General features: G+C 59.8%; 16 protein-coding genes. 10 read left to right on the forward strand and 6 right to left on the reverse strand.

The features are described 5' to 3' along the window. Positions 1 to 44 precede the first annotated feature (44 nt). From ACZ5D1_RS15420 to ACZ5D1_RS15440, 5 genes are all read left to right on the forward strand, one after another. Positions 45 to 1,397, forward strand: coding sequence for a glucose-6-phosphate isomerase (locus ACZ5D1_RS15420; protein WP_464555398.1), 1,353 nt, complete (start codon positions 45 to 47; stop codon positions 1,395 to 1,397). A 3-nt stretch (positions 1,398 to 1,400) separates the two neighbouring features. Next, a complete protein-coding gene (locus ACZ5D1_RS15425; RefSeq protein ID WP_011369271.1) occupies positions 1,401 to 2,840 on the forward strand; it encodes a sensor histidine kinase in 1,440 nt (479 codons plus the stop codon). 12 nt (positions 2,841 to 2,852) lie between these two features. Then, positions 2,853 to 4,232, forward strand: a complete 1,380-nt coding sequence (locus tag ACZ5D1_RS15430; RefSeq protein ID WP_011369272.1) for a sigma-54-dependent transcriptional regulator — start codon at positions 2,853 to 2,855, stop codon at positions 4,230 to 4,232. 210 nt (positions 4,233 to 4,442) lie between these two features. Next, positions 4,443 to 5,618 carry a GAK system CofD-like protein gene (locus tag ACZ5D1_RS15435; RefSeq protein WP_273193130.1) on the forward strand — a complete coding sequence of 392 codons (1,176 nt, stop codon included), beginning with the start codon at positions 4,443 to 4,445 and terminating at the stop codon, positions 5,616 to 5,618. A gap of 22 nt (positions 5,619 to 5,640) precedes the next feature. Further along, the gene (locus ACZ5D1_RS15440) at positions 5,641 to 5,985 is read left to right on the forward strand and encodes an amphi-Trp domain-containing protein (RefSeq protein WP_464555401.1); all 345 of its coding nucleotides are present in this window, start codon (positions 5,641 to 5,643) and stop codon (positions 5,983 to 5,985) included. A gap of 74 nt (positions 5,986 to 6,059) precedes the next feature. Here ACZ5D1_RS15440 and ACZ5D1_RS15445 read toward each other — a convergent pair whose 3' ends face one another. Continuing rightward, a complete protein-coding gene (locus tag ACZ5D1_RS15445; protein ID WP_011369275.1) occupies positions 6,060 to 6,866 on the reverse strand; it encodes a type 2 periplasmic-binding domain-containing protein in 807 nt (268 codons plus the stop codon). Between the two features lie 173 nt (positions 6,867 to 7,039). Between ACZ5D1_RS15445 and ACZ5D1_RS15450 the strand changes: the two genes are divergently transcribed. Both ACZ5D1_RS15450 and ACZ5D1_RS15455 read left to right on the forward strand, forming a co-directional pair. Next, entirely contained in the window at positions 7,040 to 10,000 is a 2,961-nt protein-coding gene (locus ACZ5D1_RS15450) for a DEAD/DEAH box helicase (RefSeq protein WP_464555403.1), read from the forward strand. Between the two features lie 177 nt (positions 10,001 to 10,177). Beyond that, a complete protein-coding gene (locus ACZ5D1_RS15455; RefSeq protein WP_464555405.1) occupies positions 10,178 to 13,009 on the forward strand; it encodes an FAD-binding and (Fe-S)-binding domain-containing protein in 2,832 nt (943 codons plus the stop codon). A gap of 144 nt (positions 13,010 to 13,153) precedes the next feature. Here the strand turns inward: ACZ5D1_RS15455 and rfaE2 are convergent, their stop codons facing one another. From rfaE2 to ACZ5D1_RS15480, 5 genes are all read right to left on the reverse strand, one after another. Further along, positions 13,154 to 13,660: a D-glycero-beta-D-manno-heptose 1-phosphate adenylyltransferase gene (gene rfaE2 / locus ACZ5D1_RS15460; RefSeq protein WP_011369278.1), complete on the reverse strand. Its 507-nt coding sequence runs from the start codon at positions 13,658 to 13,660 to the stop codon at positions 13,154 to 13,156. Then, entirely contained in the window at positions 13,660 to 14,445 is a 786-nt protein-coding gene (locus ACZ5D1_RS15465; protein ID WP_011369279.1) for a YkgJ family cysteine cluster protein, read from the reverse strand. Before ACZ5D1_RS15465 ends, rfaE2 begins: the two co-directional genes overlap by 1 nt. Positions 14,446 to 14,504: 59 nt before the next feature. Further along, positions 14,505 to 15,494 carry a tryptophan--tRNA ligase gene (gene trpS / locus ACZ5D1_RS15470; protein ID WP_011369280.1) on the reverse strand — a complete coding sequence of 330 codons (990 nt, stop codon included), beginning with the start codon at positions 15,492 to 15,494 and terminating at the stop codon, positions 14,505 to 14,507. Between the two features lie 25 nt (positions 15,495 to 15,519). Further along, entirely contained in the window at positions 15,520 to 16,194 is a 675-nt protein-coding gene (locus tag ACZ5D1_RS15475) for a site-2 protease family protein (protein ID WP_011369281.1), read from the reverse strand. A gap of 146 nt (positions 16,195 to 16,340) precedes the next feature. Beyond that, the gene (locus ACZ5D1_RS15480; RefSeq protein WP_011369282.1) at positions 16,341 to 16,709 is read right to left on the reverse strand and encodes a response regulator; all 369 of its coding nucleotides are present in this window, start codon (positions 16,707 to 16,709) and stop codon (positions 16,341 to 16,343) included. Between the two features lie 578 nt (positions 16,710 to 17,287). On the opposite strand from ACZ5D1_RS15480, the gene ACZ5D1_RS15485 reads away from it, so the two are divergent. From ACZ5D1_RS15485 to ACZ5D1_RS15495, 3 genes are all read left to right on the forward strand, one after another. Continuing rightward, entirely contained in the window at positions 17,288 to 17,509 is a 222-nt protein-coding gene (locus ACZ5D1_RS15485) for a ubiquitin family protein (RefSeq protein ID WP_011369283.1), read from the forward strand. Between the two features lie 78 nt (positions 17,510 to 17,587). Next, positions 17,588 to 18,496: a TIGR00269 family protein gene (locus tag ACZ5D1_RS15490; protein ID WP_011369284.1), complete on the forward strand. Its 909-nt coding sequence runs from the start codon at positions 17,588 to 17,590 to the stop codon at positions 18,494 to 18,496. A 160-nt stretch (positions 18,497 to 18,656) separates the two neighbouring features. Next, positions 18,657 to 19,706 carry a glycosyltransferase gene (locus tag ACZ5D1_RS15495; RefSeq protein ID WP_455696600.1) on the forward strand — a complete coding sequence of 350 codons (1,050 nt, stop codon included), beginning with the start codon at positions 18,657 to 18,659 and terminating at the stop codon, positions 19,704 to 19,706. The last annotated feature ends 169 nt before the right edge of the window (positions 19,707 to 19,875 follow it).

Raw genomic sequence — 19,875 nt, forward strand, 5'->3', positions numbered from 1 at the left:
GCAGGCGGTCACATGCCGACCACGACAACCAAAGGAGCGAGCACATGAGCAACAGCGCCTTTCTTAACTGGACCCACGCCCGTCACGGCCGCATCTCCGGCACAGACCCTGCGTCCCTCACCCCCCGTCTGGGTGAAGCCGCCAACCTGCTGGGCCTTGAACTGGCCGCGGGCAGGCTGCCGTTCATCGACATGCCGTATGCTGACGGCATGACCGCCCGCCTGCAGGAGCTGGAACCGCTGCTGCGCCGTTTTGAACACATGGTGGTGCTGGGCATAGGCGGTTCCGCGCTGGGTGCCCGCGCGTTGCAGAAGGCTTTTTTTCCCGCGCAGGACAGACCCGCCCACACCGGCCCGTGGCTGTGGATAGCGGACAACGTGGACGCCGACAGTCTGGAAGCATGGCTGCAGTCGCTGCCCGCCGAAAAAACCGTGGTGGTGGTCATCAGTAAATCCGGCGGCACCATAGAAACCATCGGGCAGTATTTTCTGATACGCGACTGGCTGCGGACGGCGCGCGGCGACGCATGGACAAATCATGTCATCGCCGTCACCGACGAACGCAGCGGTTTTCTGCGTGAAGAGGCAGACACGCACGGCCTTGCATCCATGCCCGTGCCCGACCATCTGGGCGGACGGTATTCCGTACTTTCCGCCGTGGGGCTCATTCCCGCTGCCTTCACCGGCATGGACTGGCAGGCGCTTGTACGCGGAGCAAAAACCGTGGGCGCCCCCCTGTGCAGCAGCCCCAATGCGGCCACACTGGGCGCGCACCCCGCGTGGCATCTGGCCGCATGGAACCACGCGCTCATGCAGGCCGGATACAGCCAGCTCATTTTCTTTTCATACATGCCGCTGTGGGCGCACTTCGGATTCTGGTTCGCCCAGCTGTGGGCCGAAAGTCTGGGCAAGGAAGGCAAAGGCTCCATGCCGCTGCCCGCAGTGGGAGTCACTGACCAGCATTCCACCCAGCAGATGTTTCTGGACGGTCCCCGCGACAAGGCGTGCCTGTTCCTCACCTGCTCTTCACTGCCGCAGGGGCGCACCTTTCCCGGCGACATGCCGCCCAAGTGGGATTTTCTGCGGGGCAGACGCTTCGGCGACCTGCTGGAAGCAGAAGCACTGGGCACCCGCATGGCCCTGCACAAAACCGGCACCCCGCTGGTTGAAATCGGCATGGCGCAGCCATCCGAAGAACAGGCAGGCAGGCTCATGGCCCTGCTTGAAATAACCACACTGCTCACAGGCTGGCTGCTGGATATCAATCCGCTGGACCAGCCCGCAGTGGAGCTGGGCAAACGGCTGGCAAACGCCAGACTGGGTGCTCCCGGCTATGATACCGAAACAGCGGACCTCGGCGCATTTCTTGCCGCGCAGGGATCGCGTCAGGAGTTCTAACCATTGCCAGCATTATACAGCACGGGTGAGCGCCCGCTCCGGTTCGCCCGCTTTCTTTCGTGGGTCTCACTCGTGCTCATTCTGGTCACCAGCACGGCGTTTTCTTTTGTGGTTGCCAACAACGCCCGCAAAACACTGCTGATGAAGCAGAAAGAATACGCCATGCTGCTGGGTGAAAACCTTAACAGCCACATATACAAACGCTTTGTGAAGCCCACGCGCCTTGCCTTCGGCAGGGTCGAGCTTATCAAGCCATTCCAGTACCGCGGCCTTGATCAGGTCATACAGACAACCATCCACGGACTGCAGGTGGATTATCTGCGCATCTTCGACCACTCGGGCACGGTTTCGTACTCTTCGCGGCTGGAAGAAGTGGGCATGAAAGATCTGGCCGACAGAACCGTGACCAGAGCTTTTGAAAAAGGCGAACACAGTTTTTCCATTCTTTCGCGCATGTCGCTGCTGCGGGCCATGTTCAGCTTTGACATGGAGCCGGAAACATTCATCCTGCGCACCACCTTTGTACTCAAAACCATGGAAGACCGCCTGGACGAAGACGAGCAGGAAATCATAGGCGTTATGGAGTTCGCGCAGGACATCACCAATGACTACAAGGCCGCCGTCAATTTTCTATGGCTTGTGGTGGGTGCCTCGCTGGCTTCGTCGCTGACACTTTTTGTACTGCTGGTGACCATTATCCGCAGGGCGGAACGCGCCCTTAACGAGCGGCTGCTTGAAAAGGAACGGCTGGAGCGCGACCTGCATCAGAGTGAAAAACTGGCCAGTATGGGCCGCATGGTTGCCAGCATTGCCCATGAAATACGCAACCCGCTGGGCATCATCAGCTCCAGCGCCGAACTGCTGCTGCGCCGCACCGGCGATGCCGACCCGCTGACCGGCAGGATACTGCAGGCCATCTTTGACGAAGCAAAGCGTCTGGGGCAGACTGTGAACGACTTTCTGGATTACGCGCGCCCGAGACGCCCCGGCCGCGACCCCGTGGACATTGCAGCCGTACTGCGTCAGGCCACGGGCTTCATGGAAGGGGAATTTGCCCGCTCGCAGGTGGCTTTGCATGCCGACCTGCAGGAAGGCCTGCTGGTGGCGGGCGACAAAGACCTGCTGTACCGCGCTTTTTACAACCTGATGGCCAACAGTCTGCAGGCCATGCAGGGCGGTACGGTGCAGGATGCCACCCTGACCCTGTGCACCCGCATGACGCGGGACGGGCAGGTGGAAGTACGCATAGCCGACAACGGTCCCGGTTTTCCCCGTCAGGGACGGGAAAAGCTGCTCGACCCCTTTTACACCACGCGCGATGAAGGCACCGGACTGGGGCTTGCCATCGTCAACAACATAATCACAAGCCATGAAGGCTCCATGGAACTGACCGATGCCCCGGAAGGCGGCGCCGAAGTGCGCGTTACCCTGCCCGCGGCATAAGCGACGGATGCTATGACCAACGACACGCATATTCTGCTTCTTGACGACGAAAAAAACTATCTTCTGGTGCTGGAAGCGCTGCTGACCGACGCCGGATACAAGGTCACAGCCATCAACGACCCTGAAACCGGTCTGGCGTTTCTGGATGAATCGGATGTCGATGTCATCGTCACCGACATGAAAATGCCCAAAATCACCGGCCAGAACGTGCTTGACCATGTAAAAAAACGGTTTGCGCACATTCCGGTGCTCATCATGACTGCCTTCGGCTCCATAGAGGGCGCGGTGGAAGTGATGAAAACAGGGGCCTTCGACTACATCACCAAACCCTTTTCCAACGATGAACTGCTGCTTTCTGTGCAGAACGCAGCAGAACTGGCCCTGGCGCACCGCCGCTACCGCCTGCTGGCCGAAGCCATGGAGCAACGCTTCGGCCCGCGCCAGATAGTGGGCAACAGCCGCGCCATACGCGACGTACTGACCATGGTGGAAAGAGCCGCGCCCAGCAAATCAACGGTGCTCATCACCGGAGAATCCGGCACCGGCAAAGAACTGGTGGCCCGTGCCATACATTATTCATCACCGCGCAAGGACGGCCCCTTCATCAGCGTCAACTGCATGGCGCTGAACGCCGGCGTACTGGAAAGCGAACTGTTCGGCCACGAAAAAGGCTCGTTCACCGGCGCCACGGCCATGAAACGCGGCCGCTTTGAAATGGCGCACGGGGGAACGCTTTTTCTGGATGAAATAGGCGAGCTTTCGCACGACATGCAGGTAAAGCTGCTGCGCGTGCTGCAGGAGCGCACATTTGAGCGGGTGGGCGGCAGCGCCCCCATAGAAGTGGACATACGCGTGGTGGCCGCCACCAACAAAAACCTGCTTGAAGAGGTGGGCAAAGGCAGCTTCCGCGAAGACCTGTACTACAGGCTCAACGTGGTGCAGGTGGAACTGCCGCCGCTGCGCGAACGCCGCGAAGACATTCCGCTGCTGGCCGCGCATTTCGTGCACAAATATGCCGAGGACAACGAACTGCCGCAGAAGAACTTTTCTCCTGAAGCACTGGACTACCTGACCGGCTATGAATGGCCCGGCAACATCAGGCAGCTGGAAAACATCGTGGAACGCTGCATGGTGCTTACGCCTTCGGCCACCATCGGCGTGGAAGACCTGCCCCATGAAATACGCGACGAGGAAACCCAGCTGAAAAGCGCCGTGGACCTGCTTCCCGTCAAGCTGGATCTTGCCGACACACTGGACAAGCTGGAAGCGGCACTCATCCGCCGCGCGCTGGTGCGGTCCGAATTCGTGCAGGTAAAGGCTGCGGAACTGCTGGGCATTTCTAAAAGTCTGCTGCAATACAAACTGAAAAAATACGGCATCACAGGCCATTGATCTGTCATATTCCGTCATATCAGGGCCGGAACTCCGCACGGGGTTCCGGCCCTGACTGTTATGGCGGTCGTCACTGCCGGTGCCGTCATGCCGCGGCAGTGCTGCTTTTTGAAAACATATGGATAAAGCCGGCACTTCATGGGATAGATAGCATGCATGCCGTGCCTGCCCGCGCCACAGCGCACGGAACCACCATCACCCGGAGACAATATGCGCATCACCATAACCAGAGACATCACCCTGCCGGACGCCGTCAAGCTGGAACGGTTCCGCCACAGCCCCCATCTGGGGCCGCGCATTCTTTTTTTCAGCGGCGGCACGGCGCTGCGCGCGCTGTCGGCGGACATAACCCGTTACACGCACAACTCCATACATCTCATCACGCCCTTTGATTCGGGAGGCAGTTCGGCAACCCTGCGCAAAACATTCAACATTCCCGCCGTGGGCGATATCCGCAACCGGCTCATGGCGCTGGCCGACCAGACCATTCAGGGCAATCCGGAAATGTTCGAACTGTTCTCGTACCGGCTGCCCCGCAATGCCGTTCAGGACAGCCTGCTGGACGAACTGGCAACCATTGCCTACGGCGAGCATCCGCTGGTGGTCCATGTGCCGGACCCCCTGCGGGCCATCGTACGCAACCACCTGCACCAGTTCATAAAAATGATGCCCGACGACTTTGACCTGCGCGGCGCCAGCATAGGCAATCTGGTTCTTGCCGCGGGCTACCTTGCCAACAGGCGCCATCTTGATCCGGTCATCTACATTTTTTCCAAAATGGTGCAGGTGCTCGGCACCGTAAGGCCCATCGTCAACAGTAATGCCCATCTGTGCGTCCGGCTGCAGGACGGCCGCATCATATGCGGGCAGCACCGGTTCACAGGCAAAAGCGAAGCTCCTGTCACTGCCCCCATCAGCGATATCTGGCTGGCCGCAAACGAACATGACCCCTCACCCGTATCAGTTTCCATCCGCGAAAAAACCCGCGATCTGATCTGTTCCGCAGAGCTTGTCTGCTACCCCATGGGCAGCTTTTTTTCCAGCGTCATGGCCAACCTGCTGCCCCGCGGTGTGGGCAGGGCCGTGGCCGCCAACCACTGCCCCAAAGTCTTTGTACCCAACACCGGCCACGATCCGGAGCTGACAGGGCACGACACGGGTTCGCAGGTACGCATGCTGCTTGACCAGCTGAAGCGTGACGACAGCGCCATAACGGACACAGATGTGCTGAATTTCATACTGCTTGATACCGCATGCCCCCGCTTTTCCGGAGAAACAGCTCTGGAAGCACGGGGCATCCGGATTCTCCGTGTGCCGCTGACAGCCGCCGCGGACGGCCCCATAGACCCAGAACGTCTTAACCCCATACTGCTTTCATTATGCTGAAAGCATCACCGGGAGGTACGGCATGAAAAAGACAGACAAAGACCACGCACAGCCGCAGAAGGAAAAAGTCTCCGTGGAAGGAGCTATGACCCGCCGGCAGGTTATCGGCTATCTGGAATGCATGCTGGCCGGGCTGCGTGACGGCACCGTGCGTCTGGAACATCAGGACCGCACCATCGCACTGACGGTGCCGGACCGGCTGGAACTGGAGATAACGGCCAAACGCAAGGGGCAGCACAGCAAACTGGAAATGGAGATTTCGTGGCAGAGCCCCTGCTCAGACGATGCCCCCTGCGGACAGCCTGCCCGCACGGAGGAAAACAGGCCGGCAGGATACGACGAAGAACCCGCGGACGACGGGGCATAATCCGCAACCGGCACATGTATGCAAAGGTGTTCCGCACCATGGTGCGGAACACCGTATACAACACCCGATACTCTTCACGGCACTGCCGGTCTCATGCCGCAACGGTCCAGATACAGCCCGTGCAGCTCCTTCCAGCGCGGATTCCGCGGCAAGCCGGCTATGAACTGCTCGATAAATTCTTCCAGTCCGGCTTCAGGTGCGGCAAGCATAATGTGACGGGTGTACGCGGCATGGGGACGGGGCGAAAAGTACACTCTGTCCGACAGGCCGAGTTCGCGCACCAGACACCGCAGCACCGATTCCGGTGCGATGATGAAATCAACCCGCCCGCCGGCCAGTTTCTGCACATTCTGATACACGCTCGGAGCATCTTCACGCCGCAGCACCCCGCGTTCCACGGCCTCGTCAAGCTGCTGATACCGGCGCCCGTAAACTCCGCCCAGTATCAGCCCCCGTACAGATTCCACACCGCTGTAGTCCAGACGCAAAGCCGCACCGGAAAGCACGCCGTTGCGGTCATGCATCAGCGGCGACGACCAGCGGTACCGCTCCGGCCGGTTCATCCACGCCGGATTCACAAACAGCACCAACCCGCTTCCGCCCTGCTCCAGCGCGCAGTCCACACGTTTGCGGGGCACGACCTTGAGCGTAAAGACATATCTGCCCCCCGCCGCGGCATTGAGCATCTCCACAAAGTCATATGCCAGCCCCGTGCTTTCTCCTGTCACAAACGGGGGAGAATCGTAATATGACCACACCACCACAGGCCCGGCGGCAGCGCGCACTGACAGTCCGAGACACAGCGCCAGCACAACGGCTGCCGCCAGTCCCGCATAAATCCGGCTGCGCTGTCCAGCGTCATGACCTGCGGCTGCATACATGGATACAGCATACCCCGCGCCCGTCTCAATGCAACAGCAAATACCGCACCGCCTGTATAACAGGCATGATTATCCGCATGCGGATATCCGGCTGTGCCGCCCGGCGGCATTCATTGACAAGCAGGCACCCCCGTCATACTCATCAGGCTGGCCCCTGATGCGGCTCCAACCACATGACACAGCACCTCACCACAGATACCGTGGCGGAATACATAGCCGCCCTCAAGGCTTCGGACAGGCCGGGCAGTTTTGTGACATGCCACCGAATTCTGCCGGAGATTCCCGCGCGCACAGCGCCCGCGACGCGCCCGTGGCCCCGCGCGGTGCAGGAGGTGATGCTCCATGCAGGTGTCGGCAGCCTGTACACCCATCAGGCCCTTGCCACCGACCATATCCGCGCCGGCCGGCATGTGGTGGTGGCCACCCCCACGGCCAGCGGCAAGACACTTATCTATAACCTGCCGGTCATAGAACAGTTTCTGCACAACCCGGAAACAAGGGCGCTCTATCTTTTTCCGCTCAAGGCGCTGGCGCAGGACCAACTGGCAACCCTGAACGCCCTGACGGCACACTGGGCGGCTGATGCCCGCCCTGCGGCAGCCATCTACGACGGCGACACCACGGCATGGTTCCGCAAAAAAATCCGCCGCCAGCCGCCCAACGTCCTGCTGACAAACCCCGAAATGCTGCACCTGTCCATCCTGCCGCACCACGAACAATGGACACGTTTTCTGGCCGGACTTTCGTTTGTGGTGGTGGATGAAGCCCACACCTACAGGGGAGTGCTCGGTTCGCATATGGCGCAGCTGTTCCGCAGGCTGGAACGCATCTGCACCCGTTACGGCGCTGCTCCTTCGTTTGTGTTTTCTTCCGCCACGGTGGGCAATCCGGCAGAACTGGCCGCAAATCTTACCGGCATACGCCCTGTGCCCGTGCTGGAAAGCGGAGCACCGCAGGGGCGGCGTCACGTTGTCTTCATCGACCCGCCCGAAAGCCCGGCATCTACTGCCATCCTGTTGCTGAAGGCAGCTCTGGCGCGCGGTCTGCGCACCATTGTGTACTGCCAGTCGCGCCGCATGACAGAACTAATCAGCCTGTGGGCGGGCAGCAAAGCGGGAGGGTACGCCGACAGAATAAGCGCCTACCGTGCCGGATTTCTGCCCGAAGAGCGCCGCGACATAGAAGCCCGCATGCACAGCGGGCAGTTGCTGGCCGTCATAACCACCAGCGCGCTGGAGCTGGGCATAGACATCGGTTCGCTGGACCTGTGCATTCTGGTAGGCTATCCGGGAACTGTAATGTCCACACTGCAACGCGGCGGCAGAGTGGGACGGGCACAGCAGGAGTCCGCCGTGGTGCTGGTGGCCGGTGAAGATGCGCTGGATCAGTACTTCATGCGGCACCCCGACGATTTTTTTGAACGCCCGCCGGAAAATGCAGTGCTCAACCCGCACAATCCGGTCATTCTGGAACGGCATCTGGAATGTGCGGCGGCTGAATTTCCGCTGGATGTACATGAACCGTGGCTGACCGACACCGCTGTGCGGCAGGCGGCGGCAGAGCTGGAAAATACCGGCCTGCTGCTGCGCAATGAAGACGGCACCCGCCTGCTGGCGGCACGCAAGCGCCCCCAGCGCCATGTGGAACTGCGCGGTGCAGGCCCCTCGTTTCATATTCAGGACATGGAAACAGGAGCGGTCATCGGCAGTGTGGACGGACACAGAGCCTTCCGCGAAACCCACCCCGGGGCGGTATACCTGCACCGCGGGCGGTCTTTTGTCATAACCGGTCTGGACACCGCGGCACGCACCATCACCGCCGTAGCCGCCAATGTGGAATACTACACGCGGGTACGCGGTAACAAATCCACTGAAATTCTGCAGGTGCTGGACACAAAAACAGCATGGAACACCCGGGTGTGCCTTGCCCGCCTGCGCGTGACAGACCAGATAACCGGTTACGAAAAAAGACACGCGCGCAGCGGTCAGATGCTGGGCATAACCCCGCTGGATCTGCCGCCCAACATTTTCGAGACGGAAGGCCTGTGGTTTGAGGTGCAGGATGCTGCACGCCGCGAGGTGGAAGACGCTTTCATGCATTTCATGGGGTCCATCCACGCGCTGGAACATGCCGCCATCGGCATTCTGCCCTTGCTGGTCATGACAGACAGAAACGATCTGGGCGGCATATCAACACCCATGCATCCGCAGGTGGGCAGGCCGTGCGTATTCATATACGACGGTATGCCCGGCGGTGCGGGGCTGAGCCGTTCGGCGTATGAAAAAGCCGGAGAACTTTTTGCCAGCACGCGTGAGGTCATAGCCGGATGCCCCTGCGAAACCGGATGTCCTTCGTGCGTGCAGTCGCCCAAGTGCGGCTCCGGCAACCGCCCCATAGACAAAGACGGGGCGCTTTTTCTGCTGGACGCCATGCGCCGCTGCGCACCGCCCCCGCATGAAGCAACCGGCATCGTGCCCGTGCAGCCGCACAGCCGGCACGCCGAAACACAGCAACAGGCCACGGCCGCCAAGGCACAGCCCGTACCGGAGCCCCGTATGAACAACCGCTTTTCCATCCTCACCCCGCAATCCTACGCCGTGCTCGACGTGGAAACCCGCCGTTCGGCGCAGGAAGCCGGAGGCTGGCACAAAGCCCACGCCATGGGCGTAAGCGTTGCAGTGCTGTACGATTCGCGTACCGACGCCTTCACCGCCTACACGCAGGACAACGTGCCGGAGATGCTCCTGCGCCTTGCGGAGTTCGACCTTGTCATCGGCTTCAACATCATCAAATTTGATTACAAGGTGCTGGCCCCGCTGTTGCCGCCGGACACCTCGTGGCGACTAGACGCACTGCCGACGCTGGACATGCTGGATGAAGTAAAAAAACGCCTCAGTTACCGGATATCGCTCGACAATCTGGCCAGTGCCACACTGGATGCGCCCAAATCTGCCGACGGGCTGCAGGCGCTGGCATGGTGGAAACAGGGCCGCATTGATGAAATAGCTGCCTATTGTGAACAGGATGTACGCATCACGCGTGACCTGTATCTCTTCGGCCGCCGGAACGGATATCTGCTGTTTACCAACAAGGCAGGACAGAAAGTGCGCGTTCCGGCCAGCTGGCAGGCCTGAACACGTCCCGCCACATACCGTTTCAAAGCTTTTTCCCCTTTTCCAAATCATTCCGGTTGTGGTATGGTGTCCATTCCCCCGCCCGTCTGCACCGCGGGCGGAGATTTCTGTTTTTTCCGGCATATACCAGCTGTGCGGCAAGCCCGCACGGTGACACACCCATAGCGAGGAGGAGCCATGCTTCCCGAACGGTACAGGCAATTTCACAAGGAACTGCTGGAATTCATTCCCGCAGACAATATCTACACCGACCCCCTGCGCACTCTTGCCTACGGCACGGATGCCAGCTTTTACCGTCTCATCCCCAAAATCGTCGTGGACACCAATGTGGAAGACGAGGTGGTGGGCATACTCAAGCTGGCAAGCAGCCACAAACTGCCGGTCACATTCCGCGCCGCAGGCACCAGCCTGTCCGGACAGGCGGTTTCCGATTCCGTGCTCATCCGGCTGGGTGACGGCTGGCGCAAATTCAAAATTTTTGATGAAGCTTCCAAGGTGCAGCTGCAACCGGGCATCATAGGCAGCCATGCCAACCGCCTGCTGGCGGAGTTCGGTAAAAAAATCGGCCCCGACCCCGCATCCATCGACAGCGCCAAAATAGGCGGCATTGTGGCTAACAACGCTTCCGGCATGTGCTGCGGTGTGGCGGAAAACAGCTATAAAACCCTGCACAGCATGCGGGTTGTCATGTACGACGGCACCACGCTGGACACATCGGACGACAAAAGCCGGGCCGAATTTGCCCGCAGGCACCCTAATGTGCTGGAAAGACTGCGTCTGCTGCGTCAGAAGGTCATGGCAGACAACAGCCTGGCCGAACTTATCACCAGAAAATTCAAGATAAAAAACACCACAGGGTACAGCCTGAACGCGCTGGTGGACTTTGAAGACCCCTTTGACATTCTGCAGCACCTGATGATCGGCTCGGAAGGTACGCTGGGCTTCATATCCGAAGTGACCTACCGCACGGTAATAGAACACAGGCACAAGGCTTCGGCGCTGATGCTCTTCCCCGACATCAAGTCCGCGTGCGAAGCAACCATTGTGCTCAAACAGCAGCCCGTGGCCGCAGTGGAGCTTATAGACCGCGCCGGTCTGCGCAGCGTGCAGGACAAACCGGGCATGCCCGGCGGCCTGACCGATCTGGGTGAAGAAGCCGCAGCGCTGCTGGTGGAAACCCGCTCAAACGAAAAAGACACACTGAACAGGCAGATAGCTGAAATTCTTGCCTCCATCGAGCATATTCCCTGCGTGCACCCCCATGTATTCACCGATGTGCCCGAAGAATTCGGCAAGCTGTGGGCGGTGCGCAAAGGCCTGTTCCCTGCAGTGGGAGCCGTCCGGCGCATCGGCACCACCGTCATCATCGAAGACGTGGCCTTTCCCATCGAATCACTGGCACAGGCAACACTGGAACTGCAGAGTCTGTTCAAAAAACACGGCTACGACGAAGCCATCATTTTCGGCCATGCGCTGGAAGGCAACCTGCATTTCGTGTTCACTCAGGACTTCGGCGACCGTGCCGAAGTAAGCCGGTATCAGGCGTTCATGGACGACGTGTGTGCCATGGTGGCCGGAGCCTATAAGGGTTCGCTGAAGGCGGAACACGGCACAGGCCGCAACATGGCGCCTTTTGTGGAAATGGAATGGGGCCGCGACGCCTACATGCTGATGAAGGAAATCAAGAACATCTTCGACCCGCACGGGCTGCTCAATCCCGGCGTCATCATCAACGAGGATGCCGAAGCCCACATCAAAAACCTGAAGCCCCTGCCCGCCGCCCACTCCATTGTGGACAAATGCATCGAATGCGGCTTCTGCGAACCCATCTGCCCTTCGCGCGATGTGACATTCACCCCCCGCCAGCGCATTGTAAGCTGGCGCGAAGTTTGCCGCATGGAAAACGAAGAAGAGAAGAACAAGCTGCTTAAAACCCTGCTGAAGGGATACAATTATCTGGGCGAAGACACCTGTGCGGCGGACGGGCTGTGCGCCACCCGCTGTCCCGTGGGAATCAACACAGGCTCGTTCATCAAGCATCTGCGTTCCACCAAAGTGGGACCGCGGGCGCACAAGGCCGCCACATGGGTGGGCGACCATTTCGGCACCGTGGCAAAAACAGTGGCCACCGGGCTCAAAGGGGTAAGTCTGGCACACCGGCTTTTCGGCACCACATTCATGGACGGGGCTTCCAGAACGCTGCGCGTGGTTTCACTGAAAAAAATTCCCATGTGGAACAAAGAGATGCCCGGCGGGCTTTCCCCCGTCAAACCGGTGCCGGTTAATCAGGCAAACCCCCTTAAGGCTGTGTACTTTCCCAGCTGCGTCAGCCGCACCATGGGACCGGCAAAAAATGACCGCGACCGCGACCCGCTGCCGGCAAAAACCGTATCGCTGCTGGCAAAAGCCGGTTACGAAGTCATCTTCCCCGAAGGCATGGAAAACCTGTGCTGCGGGCAGGCGTTTGAATCCAAAGGCTATATGGCGCAGGCCGATGCAAAATCCAAGGAACTGGGCGACGCACTGCTGAAAGCTTCCGGCAACGGAGAGCTGCCGGTACTGTGCGACACCAGCCCCTGCCTGTACCGCATGAAAGAAACCCTCGATAAGCGCCTCACCCTGTGGGAACCCATCGACTTTGTGCTGGAACACCTTACCGACAAGCTGGAGTTCACCCGACTGCCGCGCAGGGTGGCCATCCATTCCACCTGCACCGCACGCAAAATGGGTCTGGATGCCAAGTTTAAAAAACTGGCGGAACTGTGCGCCGAAGAAGTGGTGGTACCCGAAGACGTGTTCTGCTGCGGGTTCGCCGGAGACCGGGGATTCAGCTTTCCCGAGCTGAATGCTTCGGCACTGAAGGAACTGCGCCCGCAGGTGGAACGCTGCGACGACGGCTATTCCACATCACGCACATGTGAAATAGGCCTGTCCCTGCATGGCGGGCTTTCATACCGTTCCATCCTGTATCTGGTGGATGAAGCCACAAAGCCGCTGCCGCGCGGCTAGCCGGTATCACAAACAAAGCGGGTGCTACGGCACCCGCTTTATCATGTAAGCATTACTGCGCTTTTTTTCCGGCTGCCACGGCAATGCCGTAAAAAAGGCGGCGCCTTGCCGACGCCGCCGCAAAAAAATCAAGACAGCAGACCGTTACCGCAAAGCAGTACGTATCCTGCTGATAAGCGCCGTTGTGGAATATCCCTCCAGCAGCGGCAACGAAAGCACCCTGCCGCCGTCAGCCTCCACTATATCACGCCCCACTATTCTGTCCGGCGTCCAGTCACCGCCTTTCACCAGCACCTGCGGCCGCACGGCACTGATAAGGTTATAGGGGGTGTCCTCCTCGAACATGACGACGTAATCCACACTTTCCAGATGGGCCAGCACAAAAGCGCGCACGGCAAACGTGTTTACCGGCCTGTCCGCGCCCTTGCCCTGACGGCGCACGGAAGCGTCACTGTTCAGTCCCAGCACCAGCAGGTCACCCTGTGCACGGGCTCGCGCCAGCAGGTCCACATGGCCGGGGTGCAGGATGTCGTAACAGCCGTTGGTAAAGACCACCTTTTCACCGCGGCGCCCGGCAAGCCGCCGCTGCAGTTCTTCGGAGGTGACCACTTTAGGATGCGCCAGACAAGACGCCGCCTGCTCTGCATTCATTACGGGTTAACCACCTGAAGACGTTCATTGTCGCCGAAAAGCACCAGCTCGGTCCAGTCAAAGCCGAATTCCAGCCGGGCTTCCTCATCCTCAAGGATGCGGGCCTGCTCCTGCGCGGAAACGTTGAGCCGGGCAAACAGGTTCACACCGCTGATAAAGGCGCCGAAACGGTCTGCCTCGTACAATGCCAGCAGGCACAGGGTAAGCTGCTTCTGCGTAAGCACAAGGCCCGTTTCCATGGCGCGCCCCATAAGACGGGTGTATCTGTCGCCGAAATAATTATACCGCGCCAGCCCCTGATCCTGAAGCCATTCTTCACTGGTCCAGACAGGTTCTTCGGCAAATCCGTGACAGTGCTGTTCGGCAATGATGAAATACTGTTCCACCAGCCGTCCCTGAGCATCCACACGGGTACCGCGGCCCAGCGGGTAGGTGCGGCACGCGGCCGGACGGTTGGGATATACCTGACAGCCGGCCTGTGAAACAAAAGGACAGGGCCGCACGGGGCCATCCGTCATCTTCATGTACAGAATGGGAAAATTGGTGTCCGGATATGTTTCCACACGGGCAAAAGTGGAAATGAAGCCTTCGCTGTCCTGACCTGTTTCCTGCCGCAGGCGCAGCACGTCATACGGTGACAGCGGCATGGTGAGATCGGAACAGCAGGCGTTGAAACAGGCCACGCCGGGATGGCAGGCAAACTGGAATTTTTCGCCCGGCTTCAGCTCGGGCATGCTGTCCAGAAACTGCTGAGTGCTGTCTGTTTCCGTATGCGGTGCGGTCATGGCGTCTCCTGAAAAACGACGGGCGCACATGGTGCGCCCGCTGTCATTATGGTTGGTTGTTAAAAATCAAAGCTTAGACGCTGACGCACGCCTTCCATGGTGCGCTCGGCCTCTTCACGGGCGCGGGCGTTGCCGTCGCGCAGAATGTCCCACACCGTGTCGGGACGGCTTTCCAGCTCTCTGCGGCGCTCGTGGATGGGCGTCAGAAAACGCTCAAGGCTTTCAAGAAGAATTTTTTTGCAGTCCACACAGCCCAGCCCGGCAGAAGTGCAGCCCTGACGTATTTCGGCCTGTCTGTCTTCCGCGGTCATCAGCACGTGGTAGGGGAACAGGTTGCACACCTCAGGATTGCCCGGATCATTGCGCCGCAGACGGTTTTCATCCGTCTTCATGCCGCGCACCTTGGGTATGATGTCTTCCATGGGCTCACCCAGATGAATGGCGTTGCCGTAGCTTTTGGACATCTTGCGCCCGTCAAGGCCGGGACATTTGGCGGCGGGGGTCAGGCGGGCCTGAGGTTCCACAAGATATTCACCGTAGAAATGGTTGAAGCGGCGGCAGATTTCACGGGTCATTTCAAGGTGCGGCAGCTGGTCCTGTCCCACCGGAACCCACTGAGGCCGGTAGATGAGAATATCGGAAGCCATCAGCACGGGGTACCCCAGAAAACCGTAGTTACCCAGATCTTTGTTGGTTATCTGCTGCTGCTGTTCCTTGTACGTGGGACAGCGTTCCAGCCAGCCCAGCGGAGTTATCATGGAAAGCAGCAGGTGCAGCTCGGCGTGCTGTTTGACCTGCGACTGCTGAAAAATGGTACACTTCTGAGGATCAAGACCGGAGGCTACCCAGTCCATCACCAGTTCGGGCACAAAGCCCTTGATGCGGGTAGGATCGGCGAAGTCGCTTGTCAGGGCGTGCCAGTCGGCCACAAAGAAAAATGCTTCCATTTCGTGCTGCATTTCCACCCAGTTTTTCAGCACGCCGAAGTAGTGGCCAAGGTGCAGTGCGCCGGTGGGACGCATGCCCGAAACAGTGCGATTATTGCTCATTTCAATGTTCCTCCGGATAAGATGATCAGATGGCAAGCCCGAGCATGGAAGTGACCACACGGGCGGAACCATCCACAAGCGGCCACAGCACGCGGCCCAGTATGCCGCTTGCAAGCAGAATCAAAACCACGATGATGCCGTAACGGCCTATCTGATGGTACTGCCGGGCCAGCGCGGGCGGCAGCAGTCCCGCAAGGATATGACTTCCGTCCAGCGGCGGTACGGGAATCAGGTTAAACCATCCAAGCGTGAAATTTATCCATATGCCTATGGCCGACATGTTCAGAAAAAACTCAAAGAAAATTCCCTGCTGCATCTGGTGGGGCAGTACATGCACCAGCACCTTGAGCAGCACGGCAAACATGACCGCCAGTATGAAATTGGTACACGGACCCGCAAAGGAGACCAGCATCATATCTCTGGAAGGCTTGCGGAACCAGCGTGCATCGACGGGCACCGGACGTGCCCAGCCCAGCACAAAGGGGCTGGTGAGCGCCGTGATCACAAACATGAGCGAACCCATGGGATCAAGGTGCACCAGCGGATTGAGGGTAAGCCGCCCCTGCGCTCTGGCCGTGGGGTCACCCATGCGCCACGCTGCCCATCCGTGGGCCACCTCATGGCAGACCATGCCGAGCATCATGGGCACGAAGGCCACGGCGATGCGCTGAACGCTCTGTGCGAAATCAATGTCAAACATATGCGTCTTGCGGCTATCACGAAGCGACAGGGAGAGCAAGAAAAAGGCCGCGCATACGGCGGCCTGCGGCGGCACCACGCCACAAAAACAGGCGCCCCGCGGCGCAGACTGCGGGACGCCCGGTGCACGGCAGGCGGAAAAAGGTGCTACCCGCGGTCGGCAAGAGCCTGAGCCACCTTGCTCTTCAGTTCCGTCAGGTCCACGGATTTCACCACATAGTAGTCCGCGGCAATGGATTTGAGATCGTGCTGAAAACTGTCATACGCGGTACTCAGAATAACGGGCAGCTGCTGGTCCTGACTGCGTATCTGCTGCAGCAGGTCAAGACCCGAAACATCCGGCGCAAGCTTGATGTCCAGAATGACAAGGTGCGGTTTTTCACGGGCCACCACCTGCAGAATGGGTTCCTGTCCGTCCGAGGTGGCAATGGTGTAGCCTTCGGCCTCCAGTTCTTCCTTGTACAGCATCCTTATGTGTTTTTCATCGTCCACCACAAGGATTGTCTTTGCTGGCATGATGTGCCTCCTTATCCGCGCCCGTCCGCAACATGTCATAACAGGCAGAAGGCGACGGGGCTGACACGGTTTGCTGCGGCGCACTCCGGCCCGCCGCATGCGGTTTCGGATACAAAATTACACCACTATCCACCTAACAGGCAACGTTCTTCGGCACAAAGTATAAAAAAACGGCGGCCCGCAAAAAAAATGTACACCGGACAAAGACATGCCGCTGCCGCAGAAGAGAATACTGCATACCATCCGCCGCGCTGCCTGCGCCACGCGGCATGTATCCTGCCGCTGCCGCACACACCGGAAAAGCGGCCAGGCCTGTTTTTTGGCAGAGCAGTACACAGCCGTATCCGAATCCGGCAAAACTCTGCCGGTAAGCGCTTGCACCGCCGCGCCTTGCCAACCAAGCCCGATGGAGGCACATTGCCTGTGCCGCACGCCGGACAAAAATCTGCCGCGGGCGGCATCTGCCGGACAGCCCGTCAAAAGGCCGTAAGGCAGCGGCAGGCACGGACATGGCCGCACCGGATACGCGGGTACGTCCGTTTTCATATACAACCTTTTACTTTACGGACCGGCCAGTCATGACCGAACAACGTTCACGATACGGTACCACTGTCGAGCTGCAGCCTTCGGGCAAACGGCTTGAACTGCCCTATGTGAAAAGCGTGCTGCAACTGCTCAACAAGGTGGGCGCCCGCAGGGGCACCGTGCTTGTCATCCGCGACGGCAAGCTGCTCACCCCCGACCGCAAGCTTTTTCCCGGCGACGAAATCATCGTCCGCACAGTGGTTTCCGCAGGCTGATACGGCACCGCGCACGCGCTGCCACGGCATCCCTTCACATCGGGGGCCGCTCCAACTCCAACAACAGGAACAACATCCATGAAATGCAAACGCTGCAAAGCCACGGCAGCTGTGGCTTTGCCCAGCCACCATGCCGGCTTCTGCGAAGAATGCTACGATCTTTTCTTTACGCGGCAGGTGGAAAAAGGCATCCGCAGGCAAAAGCTGCTCACTTTTGAAGACCGCGTTCTCGTGGCGCTTTCCGGCGGTAAAGATTCTCTGGCGCTCATGCTTGTGCTCAGCAAGCTGGGCTACAATGTGACAGGTCTGCATATCGACCTTGCCATTCCCGGTTCGTCACCGGTGGCGCGCGGTGTGGTGGAACGGTTCTGCCACAAGCACGGCTTCAAGCTGATAGTCAAGGAAATGGCCGAAGAAGGTCTGGCCATACCGCTGGTCAAGGCACGCCTCAACCGGCCGGTATGTTCCGCCTGCGGCAAGATAAAACGGTATTTTTTCAACAAGACCGCGCTGGACGAAGGGTACACGGTTCTGGCCACCGGCCATAATCTGGATGACGAAATCGCCCGGCTGTTTTCCAACACGCTGCGCTGGGATATTGCCTACCTGAGCGATCAGGGCCCCGCCCTGCCCGCCGAAGGCGGTTTCGCACGCAAAATAAAGCCCCTGTACCGCCTTTCGGAATTTGAAACCGCAAACTACAGCTTTCTGCAGGGTATCGAATACCACTATGCGCCCTGTCCCTATTCGCAGGGGGCCAGTTTTACCCAGTACAAAAAACTGTGGGCCGATCTGGAAGACCAGATGCCCGGCCGCAAGCTGGATTTTTATCTGGGCTTTCTTGAGCGCGGCAAAGAAATCTTTGCCCGTCATGAGCAGACCCACGGCGACCAGCTGCAACCCTGCGAGCGCTGCGGCTACCCGACCTCGGCAGAGGTCTGCGGCGTATGCCGCATCAGAGAGGCTGTCAGCCGCGACGACGGCTGATCTTCCGGCCTGAACGGAGCAGACCGGTCACACCGGCGCGCAGAAAAACACCCCTGCCGCGGGCCGCATCCGGCGGTCCGCGGCATATATATGCGGCAACCGGCAGACACCCCGGACAACACAGCCGGCCACGCAATCCGGCAGAAAAAGAGCACACACCATGTTTTCAGACTCCCCGCCGGCAGTCACCGTTCTCATGCCCGTATACAATGCGGCGGGCCTGCTGCGTCAGGGCGCCAGCGCTCTGGAAGCAGCGGTGCACAGCGTGCTGTGCCAGCAGTTTCACAGCTTTGAGCTGCTGGCCGTGGATGACGGTTCCACAGACGGCACGGCCGGGGTTCTGCACCGTCTGGCCGCGCAGGATCAGCGCATGCGGGTACTGCATGTGAGCCATGGCGGCATTGTGTCCGCCCTCAACGCCGGACTTGCCGCAGCGCGCGGCAGGTACATCGCCCGCATGGACGCGGACGACATCTGCCACCCCCACAGGCTGGCACTGCAGGCGGCGCATCTGGACAGTCATCCGGAAACAGGCCTTGTGGCCTGCCGCGTCCGCTTTGCGGGCGACCGTGCAGCCTGCGGCGGGTATGCCCGCTATGTAGACTGGACAAATACCCTGCTCTCACCGCAGGACATCGCGCTGGGGCGCTTCCGCGAATCGCCCTTCGCCCATCCTTCCGTCATGTTCCGCGCGTCAACGGTGCATGCCCACGGCGCCTATGCGGACGGCCCTTTTCCAGAAGACTACGAGCTATGGCTGCGCTGGCTTGAATGCGGCGTACGCATGGCCAAACTGCCCCAGACCCTGCTGGACTGGTACGACCCGCCCACCCGGCTTTCGCGCACCCACGGCAACTACGGCACCGACAACTTCTACCGGCTGAAAACACGGTATCTCGCCCGCTGGCTGGCGGCCCGCAATCCGCACCACCCGCATGTGACCGTCATCGGCGCCGGCAGGACAAGCCGTCGCAGGGCAGCCCTGCTGCGCGAACACGGCATTGTCATCGACCGCTGGATTGATGTGGACCCGCGCAAAATCGGCAATGTGGTGGACGGTGCCCGCGTGCACGGCAGAGACGCCCTGCCGGAAGCCGGCAGAGGGTTCAGCCTTGCCTATCTCGCCGGACACGGCGCCGCGGAAGAGCTGGTGCCCTTTCTGGAAAGCACGGGCCGCCGCAACGGCACAGACTTCCTGCTGGCATCCTGAACCCCGCCATCCCCGCCGGTCAGCCGCACCCTGCCTCAGCCCCTTCATCAGGCTCGGGCACCGCCGCGGAATCCGGCAAAGCCATACCCGCCGCCGCGGTCATACTTCCGCCATCAAACAGACAACCAAAGTCCACGCCTCCGCCACGCGCATGCAACGTACGGCGTGC

The organism is Oleidesulfovibrio vietnamensis (assembly GCF_055388115.1).